The 22,038-nt window shown below is 74.6% G+C and carries 18 protein-coding genes; 14 read left to right on the forward strand and 4 right to left on the reverse strand.

Going from position 1 to position 22,038, the window contains the following annotated elements; genetic code table 11:
* Positions 1-3 precede the first annotated feature (3 nt).
* From WMF26_RS18950 to WMF26_RS18965, 4 genes are read left to right on the forward strand one after another with little or no spacing between them, the layout of a single operon-like run.
* Entirely contained in the window at positions 4-2,433 is a 2,430-nt protein-coding gene (locus WMF26_RS18950; protein WP_438001453.1) for a DUF2169 family type VI secretion system accessory protein, read from the forward strand.
* Positions 2,430-4,424 (forward strand): pentapeptide repeat-containing protein, encoded by a 1,995-nt coding sequence (locus tag WMF26_RS18955; protein ID WP_438001454.1) that lies wholly within the window; start codon positions 2,430-2,432, stop codon positions 4,422-4,424. Before WMF26_RS18950 ends, WMF26_RS18955 begins: the two co-directional genes overlap by 4 nt.
* 20 nt (positions 4,425-4,444) lie before the next feature.
* A complete protein-coding gene (locus tag WMF26_RS18960; protein ID WP_437947524.1) occupies positions 4,445-5,320 on the forward strand; it encodes a DUF3540 domain-containing protein in 876 nt (291 codons plus the stop codon).
* 14 nt (positions 5,321-5,334) lie between these two features.
* Positions 5,335-5,748 (forward strand): PAAR-like domain-containing protein, encoded by a 414-nt coding sequence (locus WMF26_RS18965; RefSeq protein ID WP_438001455.1) that lies wholly within the window; start codon positions 5,335-5,337, stop codon positions 5,746-5,748.
* Between the two features lie 69 nt (positions 5,749-5,817).
* On the opposite strand, the gene WMF26_RS18970 is transcribed toward WMF26_RS18965, so the two are convergent.
* The 3 genes from WMF26_RS18970 to WMF26_RS18980 all read right to left on the reverse strand — a co-directional run bounded on the left by WMF26_RS18970 (position 5,818) and on the right by WMF26_RS18980 (position 9,346).
* Entirely contained in the window at positions 5,818-6,810 is a 993-nt protein-coding gene (locus WMF26_RS18970; protein WP_438001456.1) for a hypothetical protein, read from the reverse strand.
* 199 nt (positions 6,811-7,009) lie between these two features.
* Positions 7,010-8,062 carry an RluA family pseudouridine synthase gene (locus WMF26_RS18975; RefSeq protein WP_437338400.1) on the reverse strand — a complete coding sequence of 351 codons (1,053 nt, stop codon included), beginning with the start codon at positions 8,060-8,062 and terminating at the stop codon, positions 7,010-7,012.
* A gap of 99 nt (positions 8,063-8,161) precedes the next feature.
* The gene (locus WMF26_RS18980) at positions 8,162-9,346 is read right to left on the reverse strand and encodes a vWA domain-containing protein (protein ID WP_438001457.1); all 1,185 of its coding nucleotides are present in this window, start codon (positions 9,344-9,346) and stop codon (positions 8,162-8,164) included.
* Positions 9,347-9,886: 540 nt separating this feature from the next.
* On the opposite strand from WMF26_RS18980, the gene WMF26_RS18985 reads away from it, so the two are divergent.
* The 9 genes from WMF26_RS18985 (at position 9,887) to hflX (ending at position 21,181) form a co-directional block, all read left to right on the forward strand.
* On the forward strand, positions 9,887-10,771 hold the full coding sequence (locus WMF26_RS18985) for a hypothetical protein (protein WP_438001458.1): 885 nt from the start codon (positions 9,887-9,889) through the stop codon (positions 10,769-10,771).
* Positions 10,772-11,045: 274 nt separating this feature from the next.
* Complete coding sequence (locus WMF26_RS18990) at positions 11,046-11,225, forward strand: hypothetical protein (protein WP_438001459.1); 180 nt, start codon at positions 11,046-11,048, stop codon at positions 11,223-11,225.
* A 39-nt stretch (positions 11,226-11,264) separates the two neighbouring features.
* Positions 11,265-12,707 carry a hypothetical protein gene (locus tag WMF26_RS18995; RefSeq protein ID WP_438001460.1) on the forward strand — a complete coding sequence of 481 codons (1,443 nt, stop codon included), beginning with the start codon at positions 11,265-11,267 and terminating at the stop codon, positions 12,705-12,707.
* A 96-nt stretch (positions 12,708-12,803) separates the two neighbouring features.
* The gene (glgA, locus tag WMF26_RS19000; protein WP_061624622.1) at positions 12,804-14,258 is read left to right on the forward strand and encodes a glycogen synthase GlgA; all 1,455 of its coding nucleotides are present in this window, start codon (positions 12,804-12,806) and stop codon (positions 14,256-14,258) included.
* Positions 14,259-14,454: 196 nt separating this feature from the next.
* The gene (locus WMF26_RS19005) at positions 14,455-15,441 is read left to right on the forward strand and encodes a hypothetical protein (protein WP_438001461.1); all 987 of its coding nucleotides are present in this window, start codon (positions 14,455-14,457) and stop codon (positions 15,439-15,441) included.
* Positions 15,434-15,904 carry a FixH family protein gene (locus WMF26_RS19010; protein ID WP_438001462.1) on the forward strand — a complete coding sequence of 157 codons (471 nt, stop codon included), beginning with the start codon at positions 15,434-15,436 and terminating at the stop codon, positions 15,902-15,904. Before WMF26_RS19005 ends, WMF26_RS19010 begins: the two co-directional genes overlap by 8 nt.
* 11 nt (positions 15,905-15,915) lie before the next feature.
* Positions 15,916-17,364, forward strand: a complete 1,449-nt coding sequence (locus tag WMF26_RS19015) for a WD40/YVTN/BNR-like repeat-containing protein (protein ID WP_438001463.1) — start codon at positions 15,916-15,918, stop codon at positions 17,362-17,364.
* 264 nt (positions 17,365-17,628) lie between these two features.
* Positions 17,629-19,548: a GAF domain-containing protein gene (locus tag WMF26_RS19020; RefSeq protein WP_438001464.1), complete on the forward strand. Its 1,920-nt coding sequence runs from the start codon at positions 17,629-17,631 to the stop codon at positions 19,546-19,548.
* 208 nt (positions 19,549-19,756) lie between these two features.
* The gene (gene hflX / locus WMF26_RS19025; protein ID WP_061624278.1) at positions 19,757-21,181 is read left to right on the forward strand and encodes a GTPase HflX; all 1,425 of its coding nucleotides are present in this window, start codon (positions 19,757-19,759) and stop codon (positions 21,179-21,181) included.
* A 98-nt stretch (positions 21,182-21,279) separates the two neighbouring features.
* On the opposite strand, the gene WMF26_RS19030 is transcribed toward hflX, so the two are convergent.
* A complete protein-coding gene (locus WMF26_RS19030) occupies positions 21,280-21,456 on the reverse strand; it encodes a hypothetical protein (RefSeq protein ID WP_020735772.1) in 177 nt (58 codons plus the stop codon).
* Positions 21,457-21,562: 106 nt separating this feature from the next.
* Here WMF26_RS19030 and WMF26_RS19035 point away from each other — a divergent pair, with 106 nt between their 5' ends.
* Complete coding sequence (locus tag WMF26_RS19035; protein WP_438001465.1) at positions 21,563-21,994, forward strand: DUF309 domain-containing protein; 432 nt, start codon at positions 21,563-21,565, stop codon at positions 21,992-21,994.
* Positions 21,995-22,038 lie beyond the last annotated feature (44 nt).

Raw genomic sequence — 22,038 nt, forward strand, 5'->3', positions numbered from 1 at the left:
CGCGTGGAGATCCTCAACGACACCGGTCTCAAGCTCGGCTGGCTCGTGGGCCGGGTGCGACCGCCTGCGACCAGCCTGACGGTGATCGTCAAAGGCACCTTCACGCTGGCCCCGAACGCCCCGGCCGCGCTCGCCGCGCCGGGCGATCGGCTCCTGCTCGAGGGCGATCGCCACCTCGACGACGACCCCGGGAAGAGCCTCGTATACGCCTCCGATTTCGCCTACTTCAAGCTGCGCGCCGACGTCCTCCTGGTCGGCACCTGCCGCACGCCCCGCGGCGAGGCGCAGCCGGTCTCGTACGCCGCGCTGGAGGTCGGCCGCCTCCGCAAGCGGATCGCGGTGATCGGCGACCGGGTCTGGGACGGCGAGGTCGCCACCGAGCCGCGGCCGTTCCGCGCGATGCCGCTCCGGTACGAGCTGAGCTTCGGCGGCGACGGCTTCGCGAAGAACCCGCTCGGGCGCGGCCGCGGCAAGGTCAAGACCGCCGTCGGCGTCGAGCGCTGGCCGCTGCCCAACCTGGAGCTGCCCGGCAGCCTGATCGACTCGCCGCGGCAGACCCCGGACCCCGCGGGCTTCGGCCCGATCGAGCGGACGTGGGCGCAGCGCACCGCCGGCGTCGGCACCTACGACGATCGCTGGCTGACCGAGCGCTGGCCCGGCCTCCCCGAGGACTTCGACTGGGGCTATTTCAACGCCGCCCCGCACGATCAGCAGATCGCGGGTTATCTGCGCGGCGACGAGGCGATCGCGCTCGAGAACCTGCACCCCGAGCTCCCGCGCTACGAATCGCGGCTGCCCGGCCTGCGCGCGCGCTGCTTCGTGGAGGCCGCGGCGCGCGGCAGGGCCGAGATCCGCGAGGTGCCGCTCCACCTCGACACGCTCTGGATCGACATGGACGCGGGCCGGCTCGCCCTCGTCTGGCGCGGCCTCACCCCGATCGCGTCGCGCGCTCACGACGAGCTCCGCCGGGTCCTGCTGGTCGCCGAGCCGCTCGCGGAGCCGCCGCTCCCGGCCTCTCGCTACCGCGAGCCCGCGTGGTGGCGGCGCCCGGAGGTGCCCGAGGTCGCCGCGAAGCCGCGCGCGTCCGGCGTGCCCGACGGCGAGCCGGGCAAGCCCGGCGACGTCGACCCCGACATCATCGCCGGGCTCGCGCAGGCGCGCGCGATGCTCGAGAAATCCGGGGTCCCGCGCGACGTGATCGAGCGGCTGCGCGGCGTCACCTCGCCCGACGCGTTCCTCGCGATCGTGGTCGGAGAGCTGCGGCACGATCCGGAGGCCGCGGCGCGGCTCGAGCGCGACTCGCGCGAGCAGACGCGGCGGCTGCTCGTCGAGCACGGCCACGATCCCGCGCTGCTCGACGAGCCGGCGCGGCCCGAGGACCGGCCCGCCGCCGCGGCGGCGCTCACGCGCGAGGAGGTCGCGGCGCGCGCGAAGGGCGGGCGCAGCTTCGCCGGCGCGAGGCTCGCGGGCCTCGATCTGTCGGAGCTCGACCTGCGCGGGCTCGTCTTCACGCGCGCGGATCTCACGGGCGCGCGCCTCCGAGAGGCCCGCCTCGACGGCGCCGATCTGACGGGCGCCCGCCTCGAGCGGGCCGATCTCACGCGCGCCTCGCTCGCGCGCGCCGTCGCCGTCCAGGCCGAGCTCTTCGGCGCCGACCTCACGGGCGCGGACCTCTCCGCGGCCAACCTCTCGGAGGCCGGCCTCCGCGGCGCGGCGCTCCCGGGCGCCAGGCTCGACGAGGCCGATCTCACGGGCGCCACGCTCGCGCAGGCGAACCTCGAGCGCGCGTCGCTGCGCGAGGCCGAGCTCGGCGGCGCCAACCTCGCGGAGGTCCGGGCGCGCGGGGCGAACGCCCGAGGGGCCCGCCTCCGCGGCGCGAGGCTCACCGCCGCCGACCTGCGCGGCGCCTCGCTCGACGCGGCCGATCTCACGGGCTGCGCGCTGGACGGCGCGCAGCTCGGCGGCGCGTCGCTGCGCGAGGCCTCCCTCTACGGCGCCTCGGGCGAGCGCGTCTCCATGGCGGAGGCCGATCTCACGGGCGCGCGCGCCGTCGACGGCGCGTCGTTCCGGCGCGTCGATCTCCGCGCGGCGAGGGCCGACGGCTCCAGCTGGACCGGCGCGTCGCTGCGCGAGGCCGATCTGCGCGGCGCGACCCTGATCCGCGCCGATCTCTCGGGCGCCGACCTGTCGGGCGCGAACCTGCACCGCGCCGTCCTCAAGAACGCCAACCTGAGCAAGGCGAAGCTCGACGCGGCGCTGCTCACCGCGGTCAACCTGTTCCAGGCCACGCTCGAGCAGGCCAACCTGACCCGCGCCGACCTCCGCGGCTCGAACCTGTACGGGTGCGAGCTGCTCGACGCGATCCTCGCCGAGGCGCGGCTCGACGGCGCGAACCTGAAGGCGACGAAGCTCGCCGGGCGGAGCGCGGGATGAGCGCGGTCGCCCCCGGCAAGGACGTGGCGGCCCTGCTCGACCGCCTCCGCGCGAGCCCGGCGCCGGGCCCTCCGGTGTTGCCGGAGATCGATCTCGCCGGCGCCGACCTGCGCGGCGCGCCCCTCGAGAAGGTGGCGCTCCACCGCGTCCGCCTCGCCGGCGCGGATCTCTCGGGCGCGCGGCTCGCGGGGGCGATGTTCATCTCGTGCGACCTCCACGGCGCGAAGCTCGCGGGCGCCGATCTCGCGGGCGCGGTCTTCAGCTCGCTCGACGTGGCGGTGGATCGCGAGGCCGTCGTGGAGGTCCCGCTCGACGCCGCCGGGCTCGCGCGCGAGCAGGTCGACGCGCTCGCCGGCGCGGGCGTGCGCGGCTTGCAGCGCCGGCTCCTCGACCTCGGGGGCGCCGATCTCACGGGCGCGCGGCTCCAGGGGGCCGTGCTCGAGGGGGTCGATCTCGCCGGGGCGCGGCTCGCCGGCGCCGATCTCACCGGCGCGATCCTCGAGCGCTGCACCCTCACCGCGGCGTCGCTCGAGGGAGCGCGGCTCGACCGGGCCTCCGTCAGCGACGGCAAGCTCGCCGGCGCGGATCTCTCCGGCGCGCACCTCGCGGAGGCCGCGCTCTCGGGCTGCGACCTCTCCGCGGCGCGCCTCGACCGCGCGACCCTCCGCGCCGTCCGGATCGAGCGCTGCGACCTCGGCGGCGCGTCGTTCCGCGGAGCGCACCTCGACGGCGCCGCCCTCGTCGAGGTCACGCCCGCGGCGCCGCCGCTCGCGGGCGCGCGGGTCGACCGCCTCCGGCTCGACGGCGCGTCGCTCTCCGCGCTGGGCGCGCTCGCGGGCGATCACGGCGGCGGCCGGCTCGCGCGCTGCGACCTCCGCGGCATGGATCTCACCGGCGGCAGCTTCGCCCAGGCCGAGCTCGCGGGGAGCGACCTCGCGGGCGCGAAGCTCGCGGGCGTCGATCTCACCGGCGCCGACCTGCGCGGCTGCGAGCTCGGCGGCGCCGACCTCCGGCGGGCGCGGCTCGCCAAGGCCTCGCTGTCGGCGGCGAAGCTCTCGCGCGCCAGGCTCGACGGCGCGATCCTGGACGGGGCCGACCTCACCGGCGCGATCCTCGCCGGCGCCGAGCTGCGCGGGATCTCGGCGGAGGGCGTCGATCTCACGAGGGCCGACCTGACCGACGCCGTCCTCGACCGGACGGCGCTCACCGACGGCACGCTCACCGGCGCGAAGCTCTCGCGCGCGAGCCTCCAGGGCGCGGTGCTCGACGGGTGCGACGCGAGCGGCGCCGTCCTCGAGGGCGCGATCCTCGCCGGGGCCCGCCTGCTGACGAGCAGGCTCGCGGGCGCGAAGCTCGCGGGCGCGGATCTCCGGCGGGCCAGGCTCACGGGCGTCGATCTCTCGGGCGCCGATCTCTCGAAGGTCAAGCTCGAGGCCAACGCCTTCGTGCGCTGCCGCCTCGCGGGCGCCGACCTCCGCGGCGCCGACCTGTCGGGCGCCGATCTCACCGACGCCGATCTCTCCGGCGCCGATCTCACGGGCGCGCGGCTGCACGGCGCCACGCTGACCCGCGCGGACGCGAGCGGCGCCGCGCTCCACCGCGCGGCGATGAGCCGCGCCGACGCCGGGGCCGCGAACTTCAGCGGGAGCAAGCTGCAGCAGGCCGACCTGCGCGAGGCGAACCTCCGCAGGGCGTACCTCGAGGGGGCGGCGCTCGGGGGCGCGAACCTGACCGGGGCCGACCTGCGCGAGGCCATCCTGGTGCGCGTCGACGCCCCGCGCGCGCTCTTCTGCAGGGCCCGGCTGGGCTACGCCGATCTCTCGCACGCGCGGCTCGCGGACGCGGACTTCGCGCAGGCCGACGTGGCGGGCGCCAACCTGCACCGGATCGACGATCCCGGCGCGCTCTGGGCGCTCGCGAACCGCGAGCAGGCCCGGGGCACCGATCCGGAGCTGGCCGCTGCCGAGGACTGGCAGCCGCCCAGCGCGTAGTCACCCGAAGCGGAGGGACGATGTCGAAGCCTGCCTTGTCCAGCGTGAGCCCGAAGGAAGCGACCGCGAGCTACGTGCGGCGCGCCGCCGTGGTCGAGGTCGCGAGCGAGCGGCGATGCGTCGTGCGCGTCGAGCACGAGGGCCGCGCCCTCGAGCTGAGCGCGGTGGTGGCGATGTCCCCGCTGCCCCGGCTCGAGGCGGGTCATCCTGTGCTGGTGACCGGAGAGGACCTCGAGCGCTGCTACGTCGTCGGCGTGCTCGGCGACGAGGCGGTCCCTGCCTCGGAGCGGCGGCTCACCACGCGGTCCGGCGCCTCGGCGGCCGTGTCCGCCGACGGCGAGCGCGAGCGCATCGAGGTGCGCGACCCGGGCGGGCGCCTGGTCTTCGAGTATCGCCCCGATCTCGGCCGCGGCCTGCTCTCCGTGCCCGCGGGCGATCTCGCGCTCGCCGCGCCGCAGGGGAACATCGACCTCGTCGCCGGGGGCGCGATCCGGTGCCGCGGCGCGGGCGGGGTGACGCTCGAGGCCGGCGACGGGGAGGCGGGCGCGCGGCCGTCGCTCGCGCTGGGGCAGACCGAGGCGCGCCTCGGCGCCCGCGCGCTGAAGCTCGTCGGCGAGCGGGCCGAGGTGCTCTTCGCGGAGGCGAGCTATCGAGGCGTCCAGCTCTCGGCGGCGGTCGAGCAGGTGAAGGTGGTGGCGGACCGGATGGAGACGCTCGCGGCCCACGTCTTCGAGCGGCTCAAGCGCTCCTTCCGCCGCGTCGAGGACCTCGACGAGCTCCTGGCCGGGCGCGTGCGCGCGCGCGTCTCCGGGGCCTATTCGGTCAAGGGGGGTCACGCCTCGATCGAGGCCGAGGACGACGTGAAGATCGACGGCAAGCGCATCCACCTCGGATGAGCGGAGGAGGGCCGATGTTTCCCATCGCGACGAGGCAGGGAGGGACGTGCGAGGCCTTCCCGGACACGTGCAAGACCCCGGCGCCGCCGGCCCCGCCCGTGCCGGTGCCCTACCCGAACACCGCGCAGCTCGTGCAGGCCAACCCGGGGACCTGCGCGAAGAAGGTGAAGGTGTTGAACCAGCCGGTGATCACCAAGCAGACGGTGATCCCGATGAGCGCCGGCGACGAGGCCGGGGCGGCGGGCGGCGTGGTCTCCGGCACGATCAAGGGCCCCGTGCAGTTCAAGCAGGGCTCGGCGAAGGTCAAGGTGGAGGGGCAGCCGGTCGTCTTCCAGACGTGCATGACCGCGCACAACGGCACGAACGCCAACGTGCCCGCGGGCGTGCACTCGTCTCCATCGCAGACCAAGGTGTCTGTCGCGATGTAGGCCGTGGCCACCGCGCGCGACGACGCCCCGCCCCGGGGGCCTACGGTGGTGCGTGGATGAGAGAGGTGTTCAGTCCGCGGCGAGGCGCTCGGGGGCGTAGTCGCGCGAGTCGTCGCCGGAGACCTCTTGGGCGATCGCGCGGAGCTGCTCGTAGCGCTCGCGCAGCAGCGACCACAGCCGATCGCGGATGTCGCGCGAGTCGAGGCGCTCCGGCGCGCGGGTGTTGCTGAGCAGCCACTTCGCGGTGCCGTTGATCCGGGTCACCTCCTCCCGGGTGAGGGAGATCCGGCCTTGCACGTGGTTCCACCGGTCCAGGATGAGGTTGGTGATGGTGGCCGCCGCGCTCGCGGGATCGCCGGCGACGAGCGCGCGCCGGACGATGCCGTAGGTCTCCGGGACGATGCCGCGCGGGAAGCAGGCCTCGGCCGCCGCGAGCGTCGGGCGCAGCGCCTCGTAGAGCTGGTCGAGCCGCTCCGTCACCTCGGCCGGCGGCGCGCTCTCGGGCTGCATCCGCGCCACCGCGTAGTCGAGCGCCATCGCGAGCTCCGGCAAGCTGCGGATCGCGTCGAAGCGAGACTTCGGCAGCCGGCGCCGGTGGCGCGCCGGATCGCGCGTCACGGACTGCACGGCGCGCCGGACGATCGCGAGCACCCCGCCCGCGTCCCCGCGGAAGGCCTGCACGTTCGCCGCGGGGAGGTCGCTCGCCGGCATCGCGTACCGCTCGTAGCGCTCCCGATCCAGGCTCTCGTCGCCCCGGGAGCGCGGCTCGACGGAGAGCGGCCCGAAGCTGGCGGACGAGGCCGGCTCCATCCGCTCCGAGCCCGGCTGCTCCGAGCTCGCCTGCTCCGCGCCCGCCTGCTGCGGCCGGTCCGTCTCGGGGCGCTCGCCCTCCGCGCGCGGGCGCTCCTCCGGAGCGGGCGCTCCAGCGATTTGCCGTGTCTCTTCCGGACCGGTCTCGACCGGACCGGACGTCGTGCTCTGGGCGGTGCTCTCGGCCTCGAGCGGTGTGGACCGAAGCGCTGGATCCCGCAGCGCCTCGAGGTCGTCTCGCGCACGCGTCATCCGGGCCATCGTACGTAAGTCGGCGCGACGGCACAAGATCCGCGGCCGCTCGCTCGCCGCGATCGTCGTCGTCGTCCAGCACCCCGCGCGCGGGCCCTGCGCGGCGGCGCCGACCTCGCACGGAGGGCGCCGACCTCGCACGCGGGGCGTCGCCCGCCTCGGGAGGCGGCCCTCGTCGGCGGGCGCCGATCGGCGCCGATCAAGCGTCGAGCGCGTCCCAGAAGGTGCGCAGATCGTCCGAGAGCGGCGCCTCGATGCGCACGCGTTCGCCTGTCGCCGGGTGCGTGAGCTCCAGGAGCGCGGCGTGGAGGGCGTGGCGGTCGAGCTCGAGCGCGCGGCGGTCGTCGTCGGTGAGCTCGCCGTCGGCGCCGCGCGCGAACAGCCCCTCGTCCGGCCCGTAGAGCTTGTCGCCCACGAGCGTCAGGCCGCTCGACGCGAGGTGGACCCGGATCTGGTGCTGCCGGCCGGTCTCGAGGGTGCACTGGATCATGGAGTAGCGCCGGCCGGTGAGCGGGTCGGCGCGGCGGCCCAGCACCTCGCAGGCGGTGGCCGACGCGAGGCCGCGGCCCGGCGGCGCGACGCGCATCTTCACCTTGTAGCGGCTCCCGGTGTCGAGCTCGAGCGGCAGCTCGACGCGGAAGTCGTCGCGCTCGGGCCAGCCCCAGGCGATCGCCACGTAGCGCTTGAGGACGCCGGTGCGCTCCTCGAACTGCGCCTTCACCGTCCGATCGGCCTCGGGCGTGCGGCAGAGGAGGAGCACGCCGCTCGTCTCGCGATCGAGCCGGTGCGCCAGGAACAGCCGCTCTCCGGGGCGCGCGGCCTCCATCATCTTGATGACGGTGCTCTTGTGGTAGCGCGCCGTGGGGTGCACGGGCAGGCTCGGCGGCTTGTTCACCGCGAGCAGCGCGTCGTCCTCGTGGAGCACCGGGATCGCCGTGTCGGGCGCCTGCTCGTCCCACGGCGCGCGCCAGAGGAGGATGCACTGCTCCGGCCGCACGCGATCGCTGCCGCGCAGGCGCCGCGCCTCGGGCGAGTAGGCGCCGCGGGCGACGATCTCGGCGGCGCGCGTGCGGCTCGTCCGCTTGAGCTGCGACTGCACGAACCGGTCGAGCCGCATGCCCGCCGACTCGGGCGGCACGCGGAGCACGGTGACGACCGACCCTTCCGGCACCTCCTCCGGCCGCACCACCTGGGTGCCGCGGCCGAAGGGGCCGCTCGTCCCGGCGAGCTCCCGCGCGCTGATCCTGGTCATGGGTCGAGGTTGGCGTACGGCTTTAGCAAAAGCGCCGCCCGCGTGCGCGGAAAAGGCGCCGCCGGCGCGCGCGGCGTCGAGCGCGCGGCGCCGCGTCGCTCACCGCGGGTCGATGATCTCGCAGGGGAAGTTGAACGAGATGCCCTGCGTCGCGGCCTTGAGCTTCTCGCAGGCGTCGCCGACGAGGACGAGCTGGGTGGGGCTCTCCATGGTCCAGCCGTTCTGCGCGTCGTAGGGCACGGGCACGCCGTCGATGAGCACCTGGCCCTCCGACGCGTGATCGAGATCGACCGCGATCGAGCCCTGGAGGTCGAACGTGCAGCTCTTGGCGCCGGAGATGGCCGCGTTGAGCTCGTTTTCCAGGGCGTCCGCGTTGGTGGGGTCCGGCGTGTAGTACATCGCGGTGCCGCCCACGTCGGCGTAGGTGCCGGCGCCGGTGAAGCAGGACTGGGTCGTGTTCTGCGGCCGCCGGACCGGCTGGCCGGCGCCGGCGTTCGCGAGGTCCTGGAGGTGCTCGGCGAAGTCGCCGTCGCCGAGGCCGAAGACGAACGTCCCGATGCCTTGCTCGTACGCCGACTGCACCGCGCCTACGACGTCGTCGCGCGCGCAGACGGAGGGCCCGTCATCGCAGCGATCGGGCTCGCCGTCGGTGACGAAGAGGATGTACTTGGGGCCGGGCTCTCCGAACGCGAGGAGATCGGGGATGATCGTCTCGTTGAACGTCATGCCGGTCGGCGTCTCGAGCTTCTGGCCCGGCCGCATGGAGGCGACCTCGTACGCGGCCGCGATGTCGGCGTGGCTGTTGAGGGCGATGGCGTCGGTCCCGGCGAGCAGCGGGCACTGATCCGGGGCGATCCCGGTGAACGTGAGGAACCCGAAGCGCACCTTCGCCTGCAGGCTCTCGACCACGTTGAGCACGGCGGTCTTCAGCGGGTCCCAGAAGCCGCTGTCGTACATGCTGCCGGAGCGATCGACGACGATCATGACGGTCGGCGTCTGCGGCTCGAAGGCGATGTCGAGCTGCTGGCAGCTGCCGCCGGCGCCGCCGCTGCCGCTGGTGGCGAGCAGGCCGCCGCCGCTGCCGACGAAGATCGGCTCCTCGCCGCCGCCCGTGGAGCTGCCGCTGGTGGTCGCGCCGCCGCCGCTGCCGCTGATGCCGCTCGAGGCGCCGGAGCCCTGGGATGAGGAATCGCCTTCGTTCGTGCCGCTACAGCTCAGGGCGATGCCGGCGGCGACGAGGGCGAGGGACCAAGAGAGCCTGGGGAAGATAAGTGTGCTGCTCACGAGGTAAAGATACACAGGCCGGGACGGCGTGTCTGCGCCGCGCACGTGTCCGGCGGCGGATGCGGCGCGGGTGGAAAGATGCTCCGCGCGGAGAACGCAGCGCCGCCCCTGCGGCGACACCCGGGCGTCGGCCCGCGCGCAGCGCTGCCGTCATGGCTGCGTCTCGGAGCGGGCGGTTGCGCAGGAGCGCGTCCGCAGGGGCACCTGGGAGTAGCGCAACACGCAGGAGGGTCTGCGCGGGTCGAGTTTAAAGTAAAAAATCATACAGAAGTGTCTGCGAAACTGCACCTGGAAGTAAGCCATCATTCAAAAATGTGTACGGGAGGAACTCCCGGATGCAGTTCAGCTTACAAATTTGTGTACGGCGGCGGTCCGATGCGTGCCGGCGCGGCGGCGGGTGGGTGCGGAGCGTGTCCGGCCGCCGCGGCGGGAGTGTGCCGAGCGTGTACGGCAGCTGCGGCAGGTGGGTGCGGAGCGCCGAGTGTCCGATTCGTGCCGGAAATCTGGTGCCATGAGCGACCCTGGTTAGCTTCGGCGACCATGGCGAAACCTACCAACCGACCTGAAAAGGCCCCGTCGGCGCGTGCCGCGGGAGAGGAACGGGTCCTGAGCTACCAGGCCCTCTACAAGCACTACCAGCCCATCGGCGCGGAGCTCCGCGCCGAGGAGGTGCAGGTCTGTCGCGCGGATCCGCGCCTCGTGCTCGTGAACGCGAAGCGCGGCGTCGCGGCGGTGCTCGGCACGAAGGAGCAGGTGCAGGCCGTGCGCGAGCACCTGCCGAAGATCCCGGTGAAGCAAGTGCAGGAGCTGCCGGACATGGCCCGTGCGCTGCTCTTCGCCTCGCGCGAGGCGCTGCCCCGGGTCGCGAGCCCGAAGGAGATCGAGAAGGCGCTCGCGGAGATCAGCGGGCCGCGCGAGGAGCTGCTCACCCAGGCGGAGCTCTTCGCCAGGCGGGGGCTGCTGGACCGGGAGCGGGTCGCGCAGATCCGGGCCGGCTCCGGCAAGTACGACGCGGCCCGGGACGGGATGGAGCTCGCGGCGCTGTTCACCGCGCGCGCGGAGGCGCTGAAGGGGCTGCACCCGTTCACGCGGGAGGAGATCGAGAAGCTCGGGCGAACGAGCGAGTGGCTGCTCGAGAACCTGACGCCGACCGGCGCGCGGGCGGAGGCGAAGAAGCGGGAGAAGCTGCCGGCGGAGGACGCGCGAGACCGGCTGTGGACGCTGATCGTGCAGCGGTACGCGCATGTCCGGAAGATCGGGTACTACTTCCACGGCGACGACTTCGAGCAGATCACGCCGCGGCTCCTGTCGCGGGCGCACGCGGCGCAGGCGGGCGCGGAGCCGGAGGAGGCGCTCGACGAAGAGGCGGAGGCGGTGGAGGGCGGGGGCGGCTCTGCCGAGGCGGGGGGCGAGGGGGTGGCGTGACGCCCTGATTCGAACGGCTGCTTTTATCTCAATGCATCACGGGAGGCCGGCTGAGCCTCCCGTGGCCGAGTCGCCCGAGTAGTGGTCAAATTTGAACATGAAGGCGGGAAGGCGGGAAGAAACCTTGATGATCTTCCCGCCTTCCCGCCTTCATGTGGACTCTCTCTGGGCAAAGTTGACCACTACCGTCGCCTGACCATCTGCTGCTCTTGCCGCACAGGCGATCCTCCACTTAGCCGAGCTCCGCGCCTGGAAGCCGTCGGAGCGCGCCGCCGTGCTGGGCCTCGCCGATGCCGCGAAGCTCGTCGAGCGGCACCTCTCGCCCATGGTCAGCGAGGGGCTCCTCGAGCGGACCCACCCCGAGAACCTGCGGCACCCCGAGCAGGCGTACTGCTCCCGCAAAGACGGTCCGGCTGCTTCCAGGGACAAGGAGGACGACGACGATGCCCGGTAAGCATGACGAAAAGGCCCTCGAAGATGCCATCGAGCGGCGATGACGGCTCGACCAGGGCTCGCGGATCTCGACGCCAATACCATCGAGCGCGGCCTCTCCGCCGCGGTAGAGGCGCTGGAAGCGCGGACCGATCGGGGTTCGCTCGCCGACTGGGTAGGGTGGACGCTCGCCGACGCCCATGAGGGCTCGTGCGCTCGTGGCGAGCTCTCCGCAGAGGGCGCAGCCGGGAAGGAGTACGCCTGGTTGGCCGAGGCCGCGGCTGCGCTCGTCCGGGTCATGGCGCCGCCCTCTCGCGGGCCGGTCCTCGCGCTGGCGCTCCACGCCGTGATGCACGCGCCTGACGCGATGCTACGCCCCGGCGCCCTCCTGGAGCTCGCGCGATCGGAGCTCCCGGGCGGAGAGGTCGCGGCGCGACGCGCAGCGCACATCGCTTCGATGCGGCATGGCAAGAGCGCGGTGGACAGCCTGGTCCTGGCGTCCGCGCTCCTGCCGCTGGACGAGGCGAGCGCCTGGTTCGATGAGGCGCTCACGCAAGCCGCGGCCTTGCGGCCCGACGAGCTCGCGCGCACCGCTTCAGGCGCGATGGATGGGCTCGGGTCGGAGCGAGCGAAGATGCTCTACGACAAGATCCAGTCGCGAGGCGGCGCGCCGCGCGAGTGGCTCGTCGCTCTGGCCCCGCAGCTCCCCGACGAAGCGCGCGCGGGCGCGATCGACCAGGCTCGCGCGTGGGCGACAGAGGGGACGGTGATGCTGGACGGCAAGGTGCGCACGGCCCTGCTCGCGTGCGTCGACGCCGCGCAGTGTCTGGCCTCGCTCGACGAGGCCGGCGCGGACGACGCCGTCGCGCTCGTCGAGCGTCTGGCTACGCTGGGTTTGCGCGACGAGGGCCTCTCGGCGTTCGACCGGCGGTTCTCGGAGCCCCTGCGCCGCATGGAGGCTCGGCTCGCGGCGTACCGGACGGGGACCCCGAGCCCTCGCGCCATCGACCACGTCCGAGGCGCCACCTCGGGGCTCGATGCCGCGCGCTGGGCCGAGCTCATCAAGCGACATGCGCCGGTCCTCGTCGCCTTCTTCGAGGAAGCGGAGCTCGTCGCCAGGCTGGCGCGGCTGGAAGATGCCATGGGCATCGAGGCGCGCGCGGCGCTCGCGCCCTGCGTGGGAGCGCCGCTCCGGCGCCGTCTCCTGCAGGAGGCCGTGTCGCTCCAGCGGGATGCCGGCGACACGGACACGCTCGCCGCGCTCGCGCGCTGCGCCCGCTGGCTCGAAATCGAGGAGGCGATCGCGCTGAGCGTCCTCGAGCTCCCGGTCGGGAGCCTCGAGGAGCTGCTCCGGGAGCACGGTTCGCTCTGGTGGACGGCGCCGCTCCTCCACAGGGCGGTAGGCGACGAAGGACTGGTGGAGGTCGCGCGGGTGATCGCGGAAGCGCTGCTCGGGTACACGCCGCCGGCGCACGGCGCAGCCGGTTTCGGCCCGTCCGCCTGACGGCCTCGGGAAGCCCTGAACCCCTCCCGAACGCCGCCCCCGGTGTGCGGAAGCCGCCCCGTGCGCCCCCCGGTTCGTGCTACACACGGCGCCCGCATGGACATCCTCTTCGCTGCTTCCGAGATCGCGCCCATCGTCAAGGTCGGCGGGCTGGCTGACGTCGTGTCGTCGCTCTCGAAGGCGCTCCGGCTGCTCGGCCACAAGGTGACGATCGCGCTGCCCCGCTACCAGGCCCTCGATTCGAGCGGGCTGATGATGGCGCGCCGCCTCACCCCGATGCCGCTCGAGGTCGACCCGAAGGTGTCGCCAGGCGGGCCGATCCAGGTGACGCTCTTCGACGGGCGGCTCAGCACGGGCGTGGAGCTCATCGTCCTCGACGTGCCAGGCTTCCACGATCGGCCCGGCATCTACGGCGAGGAAGGGCGCGACTACGAGGACAACGCGCGCCGGTTCTCCCTGTTCTCCCGCGCCGTCGTCGAGCTCGTCCGCCAGCGCGCCAGGTCCGGCGCGCCGTTCGACATCGTCCACACCCACGACTGGCCCACCGCCATGGTGGCGTACCTGCTCCGCCACCAGCAGTCCGTGCCCGGCCGGACCGTGCTCACCCTCCACAACGTCGCCCACCAGGGCCTCTTCCCCAAGGACACGCTCGGGGCCCTCGGCCTCGACGAGGACCACTTCCGGCCGGACCGGCTCGAGTTCTACGGCCAGCTCAACTTCCTGAAGGGCGGCATCCTCGCCGCAGACGCGCTCACCACCGTCTCCACCACCTACGCGAACGAGATCCTCACGCCCAAGCAAGGCGAGCGGCTCGACGGCGTGCTCCGCACCCGGACGAACCAGCTGACCGGCATCGTCAACGGCATCGACTACGCCGTCTGGAACCCGATGACCGACCCGGCCATCATCGCGCGCTACGACGCCGAGGACGTGAGCAACAAGGGCCGCTGCAAGAGCGCGCTCCTCCAGGAGATCGGGCTCGAGATCCGGCCGGATCGGCCGCTGCTCGTGTCCATCGGCAGGGTGGTCGCGCAGAAGGGCAGCGACCTGCTCGCGAGCGCCCTGCCGAAGATCCTGAAGGGCGACGTCAGCGTCGTCGTGGCCGGCGAGGGCGACCCCGAGCTCATGGAGAAGCTCACCGCCGCCGCCGCCAAGGCGCCCGAGCGCGCGAAGTTCCTCGGCGGCGTGAGCGAGGCCGTCGTCCACCGGCTCATGGCCGCGGCCGACCTCGTGGTCGTGCCGTCGCGCTTCGAGCCGTGCGGCCTCGTGCAGCTGTACGCGCAGCGCTACGGCGCCGCCCCGGTGGCGTGCCGGACCGGTGGCCTCGTCGACACGATCGTCGACCTCGACGCCGCCCTGGAGACCGGCACGGGGTTCCTGTTCGACAAGCCGACCGCCACGTCGCTCGTCGGCGGCGTGCAGCGGGCCCTCGCGGCCCTGACGTCGCCCCGCTGGCCCGCGGTCCAGCGCCGCATCATGCGCCTCGACCTCGGCTGGGATCGCCCCGCGCGCCGCTACGTCCAGGTCTACCGGCAGGCGCTCGCCCGCTGATCCTGCCGCGCCGGAGCGGAGCGCCCGCGCCGGACGGCGGAGCGCCCGCGCGGGACAGCGGAGCGTCCGCGGCAGCGCGAGACGCGCGGCGCTGGAGGGCGCGCCGGAAAGGGGCGGCCCGAGCGCGCTGCGGCGCCCCCCGCGCGACAACATGACGCATTGTCGCCGGCCATCCGCGTCGCCTATAGCAGCGGCCGTGCTGCCCAGAGCCGTCGCCGGCGCCGCGCTCCTCCTCTCGCTCGCGTTGTCTCCGGGCACCGCGCGCGCGTCGGCCTGCTGCGGGACCGGGCACGGGATCGCCCAGTGGCTCGCGCCCTCGGAGCGCGCCGCGGCGAGCTTCTCGCTCCGGTTCACGGAGCAGCTCGGGAGCTGGTCGCCGGCGCGGGACTTCACCACGCAGGGCGAGGGCGTCTACCACCGCGAGCTGCGGGCCGACGTCGGGTGGACGGTGCGCGCCGGAGAGCGCCTCCAGCTCGGCATCTCCGTCCCGCTGCTGCGCACGTGGGCCGGGGCCGGCCCCGGCGACACGGCCGCGGGCGGCGGCGTCGGGGACATCAGCGCCTCGGGCCGGGTCGCGCTCGTCGACGGCGTCATGTCCCCGTGGCTCCCGTCCGCCGCGTTCACGCTCGGCGTGACGCTCCCGACCGGACACGGCCAGAACGACGCGCTCGAGCCCGTCGGCGTCAGCGCGACCGGCGTGGGCACGGGCGGCGCCGGCGCGATCGGCCTCGGCGCGGCCAGCGCGGACACGACCGGCCTCGGCGTGGCCGAATTCCGGCCGGGGATCCTCCTCGAGAAGTCGTGGGGCTCGTTCCAGGCGCTGTTCTCCTTCTCGACCAGCGTCCGCACGAGCTACTACGCCGCGAGAGATCGCGAGGTGCAAGCCGCGCCGCGCATGCAGTTCCTCGCCGCGGCGGGGCCCGTGTGGGCCTCCGGCACCTCGCTCAGCGTGGGCGGCGTGTACGAGCGCGAGGGATACGCGCGCCAGGCCGGCCGCCCGGGCAAGGGCGGCGCGCACGAGCGGACCGCGCTGCTCGCCGTGCTGGCCCACGACGTCAGCGCGCGCTGGACCGCCGTCGGCAACCTCCAGGTGGACGTGCCGATCGCGGGGATCGGCCGCAGCGAGGGCGCCTTCGCCGCCCTGTCCGCGGGCCTCCGTTACGTGTGGGGGAGACATGATTGAACCGCGCGATCGATCGTCGACGAGATCACCCAGGGAGCGCCGCGGGGCGCGGGCACGCCGCGCGGCGGTCGCGGCGGTCGCGGCGCTCGCCCTCCTCGCGCTCCAGGGCTGCGGCGCCGAGGGGTGGGAGCCGGATCCCGGGAAACGGCTGGGCTCCGGCCTGAACGAGCGCATCGAGTTCTCGGTGGCGTCGACCGGGCCGCTCGCGGTCGGCGCCAACACCTTCCACGTGAGGCTCACCTGGCTCGACTCGAGGAAGCCGGTGCAGCGGATCAAGCTCCGCGTCTACTCGACGATGCTCGGCATGCGGCACGAATCCGTGCACGACGCCGTGGAGATCGAGCCGGGCCTGTACGAGGTGGCCAACGTCCCGTTCTCGATGACCGGCACCTACGACATGCAGTTCCGCGCCCTGGCCGCGTCCCTCATCGACGAGGCGGAATTCTCGTTCGAGGTGTACTAAGTTTCCGCCCCGTGCACAGCTCTGCAGAGGAGACGCCTCGACCGCGAAGGGGAACGAGCGCGCCGCGGCGCCGCCGGCTCGCGCCGTCGGCCGCGGCGCTGGTCGCGGCGCTGGGGCTCGCCGCGCCGGCCTCGGCGAACGGCCGCTTCCCGGCCGCGGGCCTCATCGCGAGCCACCCGAGCGATCCGTCGCGCCTGCTGGTGCGCGCGACCTACGGCCTGCTCTCCACGAGCGACGGCGGCGAGGAGTGGCGCTGGATCTGCGAGCCGGTCGTCGGCTTCGGCGGGAACGAGGACCCGATGGTCGCCTTCCTCGCCGACGGGACGATCATCGCCGGCGTCTTCGAGGGGCTCAGCGCGTCGAAGAACGGCGGGTGCGACTGGTCGTTCGCCCCGGGCGAGCTCTCGGATAGCTACGTCATCGACCTCTCCGCCGATCGCGAGGACCCCTCGCGGGCCGTGCTCGTCATCAGCTCGGGGCTCGGGGCTGGGCGGTTCCTGACCCAGCTCTGGGAGACGAGCGACAACGCGGACAGCTGGACCAAGTCGAGCGCCGATCTGCCCGAGGACTTCCTCGCGCAGACGGTCGACGCGGCCCCCTCGAACCGCGACCGCATCTATCTGAGCGGCCGCTTCGGCGGGCCGGACTACGCCGGGGCCCTGCAGCGGACCGACGACCGCGGCACGACCTGGGAGCGCTTCGACATCCCGGGGAGCGACGACAAGCGGCTGCCGTACATCGGCGCGATCGATCCCGCCGATCCCGACACGATCTACGTGCGCCTCGACGGCGATCCCAGCGACGCGCTGCTCGTCTCGCGCGACGGCGGGCAGACCTTCGCGACGGTGTTCGAGAGCCAGGGCGACCTCCTCGGCTTCGCGCTGTCGCCGGACGGGGCGACCGTGCTCGTGAGCGGCCCGCAGGACGGGATCTGGCGCGCGGCCGCGAGCTCGCTCGAGTTCACGAAGATGTCGGGCGTCGGCGCGCGGTGCCTGACCTGGACCGGGGCGGCGCTCTTCGCCTGCGGCGACGAGGTCGTCGACGGCTTCACGGTCGGCCGCTCGCTCGACGAGGGAAAGAGCTTCGAGGCCCTCCTGCACCGCGACGGGCTCTGCGGCCCGATCGAGTGCGCGCCGGAGAGCGGCGCGGCCTCGACCTGCACGGATCTCTGGGGCGCGACCGAGCTCACCATCGGCTCCCGTCAATGCGGTGGCGCCGGCAGCGGCAGCGGCAGCGGCGCCGGCAGCGGAGGTTCCTCCGCGGGGCCCGCGGAGGAGGCGGGCGGGTGCGGGTGCAAGCTCGGCGCGCCGGGCGCGGCGAGCGCCGACGCCGCCGCGCCGCCCGGCGGCCGGCGTGCGATCGCGCTCGCGCTCTCGGCCGCCGGCGCGCTCGCGCTGGCGCGGCGTTCGCGGGCCCGCGCGCGATCGAGCGCACGCGGGCCCGCGAGGCGCGCGGGCTGAAGCAGGGCGGCGCGACGGCGGGCGAGCGAGGCCGTGCCCACGCGAACGACCGCGCGCGGCTTCATCAACCGCTTATGGAAGGGCGCGGCGAGCGTCGGCCCGAGCGCCGATCGAAGCGACCGGGTGCAGCGCTCGCTCCCGGCGCCGCGCCGTCCGTGCGGGAGCGGGCGGGCGGCGCTGAAGGCCGCGTCCGGTTCGTTTCTCGATCTACGCCCTCGCGGGCTGGCGTAGACTGAGAGGGCCTAGGCTCCGGCCAGCGCGTGAATGGCTCCCAGAGACCTTCCCAAGTCGCCGCTCGCCGCCTTCCTCCGCACCCACGGCGCAGGGATCCTGGAGGCGTGGGAGCGCGCCGAGCGGCGCCGCGCGCCGGGCGAGCAGTCCCCGGGCTACCTCGCGCTGCGCGAGGAGCTGCCCACCGTCTTCGAGCGCATCGCCGAGCGCCTCGACGCGGCCGTGTCGTCGGCGGTCGTGCCGCAGAGCGACGACGCGCGCGACTCGTGGACCGGCGTCGAGTCGCTGTCGACCGAGTTCCCCGAGCCGCTGCTCGGCTTCCGCGTGCTCGACCGGCTCCGCGACGGGTTCGATCTGGAGGACGTGACGGCCCAGTACTCGGTGCTGCGCCGCTGCGTGCTCCGGCTCCTCGAGCGGACCGGCACGCAGGCGTCGTGGCTCGAGATGACCGTCCTGCACGAGGCGCTCGATCAGGTGATCATCGATCCGGCCACGCGGAGCGCCGCCGGCCGCGAGCGCGCGCTCGGGGCGCTCGATCGCGTCTCGGCCGAGGGCATGGGCAGCGTGCACATCGACCGGCTGCTGCGGCGGCTGCTCGAGGTGCTGCTCGAGTCGGCGCGCTCGGTCGACTGGGCGGTGATGCTGCTGATCGAGGGCGAGGTGCTGCGGATCCGCGCGGCCATGGGCGTCGACGAGGCGCTCTGGGGCCTGCGCGCTTACCGGCTGGCCGAGGGGTTCGTCGGCCGCGTGGTGCGCGAGCGCCGCCCGGTGGCGCTGCGCTCGGCGGCGCCGGATCCGCTGGCCACCGACGCCGGGGGCGGCGCGGCCGGGCCCGAGTCGGGCGCGCAGAGCGAGCGCCCGAGCGACGCGCTGCACGCGCTCTACGGCGTGCCGATGCTGTCGGAGGGGCGCCTCGTCGGGGTCGCGGTCGTGAGCTCGCGCCGCGTGTCCGAGTTCTCCGAGGGGGACCGGCTGCTCTTCCGGAAGGCGGCCGAGCGCGCGGCCGCGCTCGCGACCCAGGCGCAGCTGCGCGAGCAGCTCGCGGCGGAGCGCGGCCGGTTCGAGACGGCGATCCAGCGGCTGCCGGTCGGCGTGGCCGTCGCGGAGGGGACGGGGGGCACGATCGCGCTGAGCAACCGGCGCTTCGCGGAGATCGTCCGCGGCCCCGAGGAGACCCCGAGCAACGCCCCGCTGCGGACGCTGCTCAGCGAGGCGGACGACGACCAGCGCGCGCGCTGGCTGCTCTTCCGGGCGCTGCACGGCGGCGAGACGGTCGCCCGCGAGGAGCTCGAGTTCGTCCGCGGCGACGGGGAGCGCCGCCTCGGGAGCTTCAGCGCGACGCCGGTGCGCGACGCCGACGGGCGGATCACCGCGGCCGTGATGATCGTCGACGACGTGACCGAGGCCCGGAAGGCCGAGCGCGGCCGCGAGCTCCTGGTCGCGGCGAGCGCGGCGCTGGCGGAGTCGGCCGATCACGACGCGGCGGTCGAGCATCTGGTGCGGCTCGGCGGCGAGCGCTTCGCGGACCTGTGCGCGCTCGACCACGACGACGGCGGCCTCCCGCGGCTCGTCGCGTCGGCGCGGCTGCCGGAGGCGCGGGCGCTCGTGCCGCGGCTCCTCAAGCACCCGCCGCTGCTGCTCAGCGAGGCCGGCCCGATGGCCGACGCGGCGGCCCGCCGCGAGGCCACGCTGATCCCGCTGGTCACCGATCCGTGGCTGCAGCGGATCGCCCGCGGGCCGGAGCACCTGGCGGCGCTGCGGGAGCTCGGCGCCCGGTCGGCGATCCTCGTGCCGCTCGTAGCGCGCGGCCGGAGGCTCGGCCTCCTGAGCCTGTGGGCGGTGGAGCGCGAGCTCCGGCAGGACGACGCGGGCGTCGCGACGGAGCTCGGGCGCCTCGCGTCGATGGCCATCGAGGCCGCGCGGCTGCACCGCGAGGCGGCCCGAGGGCGGTGAGGCGGAGCGAGCGCGGCGGGCGCGGCGCGCCGCCGCGGGCGTGACGGCCTGGGTGGCGGCGTCAGGGGGGGCCTGCGCGGCGTCGTGGCAGGGCCGGGGGGAGCGCGGGGAACGCCGCAGGGAGGCCCGGGGCGCGCGCCGGAGAGCGCGCGGCGGCTTGCGTCGCGGGGGGGGATGAGGCGAAGCTCCCGCCCTCAAACACCACCGTATGACCACGACTCAACAGGAACGTCCTCTCGCGGTGCTCGTCGGGGTTCAGCTCCCCGGCGTCGACGATGTCGAGCACGCCGCGGATCTGGCCGAGCTGGGCCGCCTCGTTCACACGCTCGGCTTCGACGTGATCGCGACCGTGTCGCAGCGGCGCAGCGCGCTCGCGGCGGCCGCGGTGCTCGGCGAAGGCAAGCTCAAGGAGCTCGCGGAGCTCACGGGCGGCAGCGGCGTCGTGCCGTCGGGCGCGCCGGAGCGGAAGAACAAGGCGCGCGCGCGCCGGGCCGCCGAGAGCGGCGAAGGCGACGACGACGGCGAGCTCGGCGAGGACGAGGTCGACGACGCGGATGAGGACGGCGGCGGCGCGGCGCCGGACGCCGGCGGGCGGGAGGCGCGCCGGGCGACGGTCGTGGCGGTCGATCACGACATCTCGCCGAGCCAGGCGCGCAACCTGGAGCGCGCGACGGGCGCGCAGGTGCTCGATCGAGCGGGCGTGATCATCGAGATCTTCCACCGCCACGCGCGGAGCCGCGAGGCGAAGCTCGAGGTGGAGATCGCGCGGCTCAACTACGTGGCGCCGCGGCTCCGCGAGACGGGCGGCGGCGGGGACCGGCAGCGCGGCGGCATCGGCGGCAAGGGCGCCGGCGAGAGCGCGCTCGAGCTCGATCGGCGCAAGATCCGCGATCGCATCGCGGAGCTGAAGCAGGAGCTCTCCGGGGTCCAGCGCGAGCAGTCGACGCGCCGCGCGCTCCGGCAGGGGCAGCGCCGCGTGGCGCTCGTCGGCTACACGAACGCCGGCAAGTCCTCGCTGATGCGGGCGCTGACGGGCAGCGAGGTGCTCGTGGCGGACAAGCTCTTCGCGACGCTCGACACGACGGTGCGCGCGCTCCACCCGGAGGTGCGCCCGCGGATCCTCGTCTCGGACACGGTCGGCTTCATCAAGAAGCTGCCGCACGATCTCGTGGCGAGCTTCCGGTCGACGCTGGACGAGGCGCTCGAGGCGTCGCTCCTGCTCTACGTGGCCGACGCGTCGGACCCGACGTTCCGCGATCAGCTCGGGGTGACGCGCAGCGTGCTCTCGGAGATCGGCGCGAGCGAGGTGCCGAGCCGGCTCCTGCTCAACAAGGTGGACCGGCTCTCCGAGGAGGAGCGCGAGGCGCTGCGCCTCGAGTTCCCCGAGGCGACGCTGCTCTCGGCGAAGATCCCGGGCGACGTGGCGGCGCTGCGCGAGGCGATCATCGGCTTCTTCGAGCAGTCGATGGTGGAGGCGGAGCTGCTCCTGCCGTACGCGAAGCAGAGCCTCATCGGGGAGATCTACGAGAACGCGCGCGTGCTCTCGGAGGAGTACGACGACGCCGGCGGACGGCTCGCGGTGCGGGCGCACCCGGCGGCGCTCGACCGGCTGCGCAGCCTGCTCGCGCGCTGAGCGCGGCCGATCGCGGCGGCGGCGCGGCGGCGGCGCGGCGGCGGCGCGGGCCGCGTCAGCGCTGCGCGCGGCGAGGCGCGGCGGCGGCGCGGGCCGCGTCAGCGCTGCGCGCGGCGAGGCGCGGCGGCGGCGCGCGCTGCGTCAGCCCGGCGAGGCGCGGCGGCGGCGCGCGCTGCTTCGGCGCGGCGCCGGCGGCGGCGGCGCAGGAACAGGCCGATCGCGAACGCCACGAGGTGGAGCCCAGCGATCACCGCGACGAGGATCCACCGCTGCACGCGCCGAGCGTAGCACCGGAAGGCCGGAGCGCGGGGGCGCCGGCCCGCGTGCTATCGTCGACGGCCTCCGCCGGCTTCTCTGCGCCTCCTCTCGCCGGTCCGCGCCATGAACCCGTCCGACGCCGAGCTCGAAGCGATCGTGCTGCGGGGGCTCTTCGCCTACCGCGCCGGGCTGTTCTACGAGGCGCACGAGCTGTGGGAGGACGGGTGGCGCGCCGAGCCGGACCCGGTGCGGAAGGCGTTCCTCCAGGGGCTCATCCTCGTCGCCGCCGCCCTGCACAAGCTCACGCGGATGCGGAGCCCGTCGGGGGCGGTGCGCCTGCTCGACAAGGCGCACGCGCGGCTCGCGGGCGTGCCGGAGGGCATGGGCGGGCTCGCGGTGGGGCTCCTGTCCGGCGACGTCGCCCGCGCGGCGCGCGCGATCGAGCAGCTCGCGCGCGAGGGGAGGACGGACCTCGACGCGTCGCTCGTGCCCAGGATGGAGATCGCGGGGGAGCGCGCGGCGTCCTCGCTGGCCGGCGCGCGTCCGCGGCCGTGAGCTTCTGCCCCGAACGGGCGCCGCGATCGAGATTGCGCTTGTCA

It is taken from the genome of Sorangium sp. So ce185, assembly GCF_051526825.1.
Taxonomy (GTDB): Bacteria; Myxococcota_A; Polyangia; order Polyangiales; family Polyangiaceae; genus Sorangium; species Sorangium cellulosum_D.

Bases quoted from the DNA above. Each gene is read 5' to 3' on its own strand.
- WMF26_RS18960 (WP_437947524.1), top strand. From the start codon at position 4,445: ATGTCGAAGCCTGCCTTGTCCAGCGTGAGCCCGAAGGAAGCGACCGCG.
- WMF26_RS18975 (WP_437338400.1), bottom strand. From the start codon at position 8,062: ATGACCAGGATCAGCGCGCGGGAGCTCGCCGGGACGAGCGGCCCCTTC.
- WMF26_RS18955 (WP_438001454.1), top strand. From the start codon at position 2,430: ATGAGCGCGGTCGCCCCCGGCAAGGACGTGGCGGCCCTGCTCGACCGC.
- glgA (WP_061624622.1), top strand. From the start codon at position 12,804: ATGGACATCCTCTTCGCTGCTTCCGAGATCGCGCCCATCGTCAAGGTC.
- WMF26_RS19010 (WP_438001462.1), top strand. From the start codon at position 15,434: ATGATTGAACCGCGCGATCGATCGTCGACGAGATCACCCAGGGAGCGC.
- WMF26_RS18970 (WP_438001456.1), bottom strand. From the start codon at position 6,810: ATGACGCGTGCGCGAGACGACCTCGAGGCGCTGCGGGATCCAGCGCTT.
- WMF26_RS18985 (WP_438001458.1), top strand. From the start codon at position 9,887: ATGGCGAAACCTACCAACCGACCTGAAAAGGCCCCGTCGGCGCGTGCC.
- hflX (WP_061624278.1), top strand. From the start codon at position 19,757: ATGACCACGACTCAACAGGAACGTCCTCTCGCGGTGCTCGTCGGGGTT.
- WMF26_RS18995 (WP_438001460.1), top strand. From the start codon at position 11,265: ATGACGGCTCGACCAGGGCTCGCGGATCTCGACGCCAATACCATCGAG.
- WMF26_RS19035 (WP_438001465.1), top strand. From the start codon at position 21,563: ATGAACCCGTCCGACGCCGAGCTCGAAGCGATCGTGCTGCGGGGGCTC.
- WMF26_RS19020 (WP_438001464.1), top strand. From the start codon at position 17,629: ATGGCTCCCAGAGACCTTCCCAAGTCGCCGCTCGCCGCCTTCCTCCGC.
- WMF26_RS18965 (WP_438001455.1), top strand. From the start codon at position 5,335: ATGTTTCCCATCGCGACGAGGCAGGGAGGGACGTGCGAGGCCTTCCCG.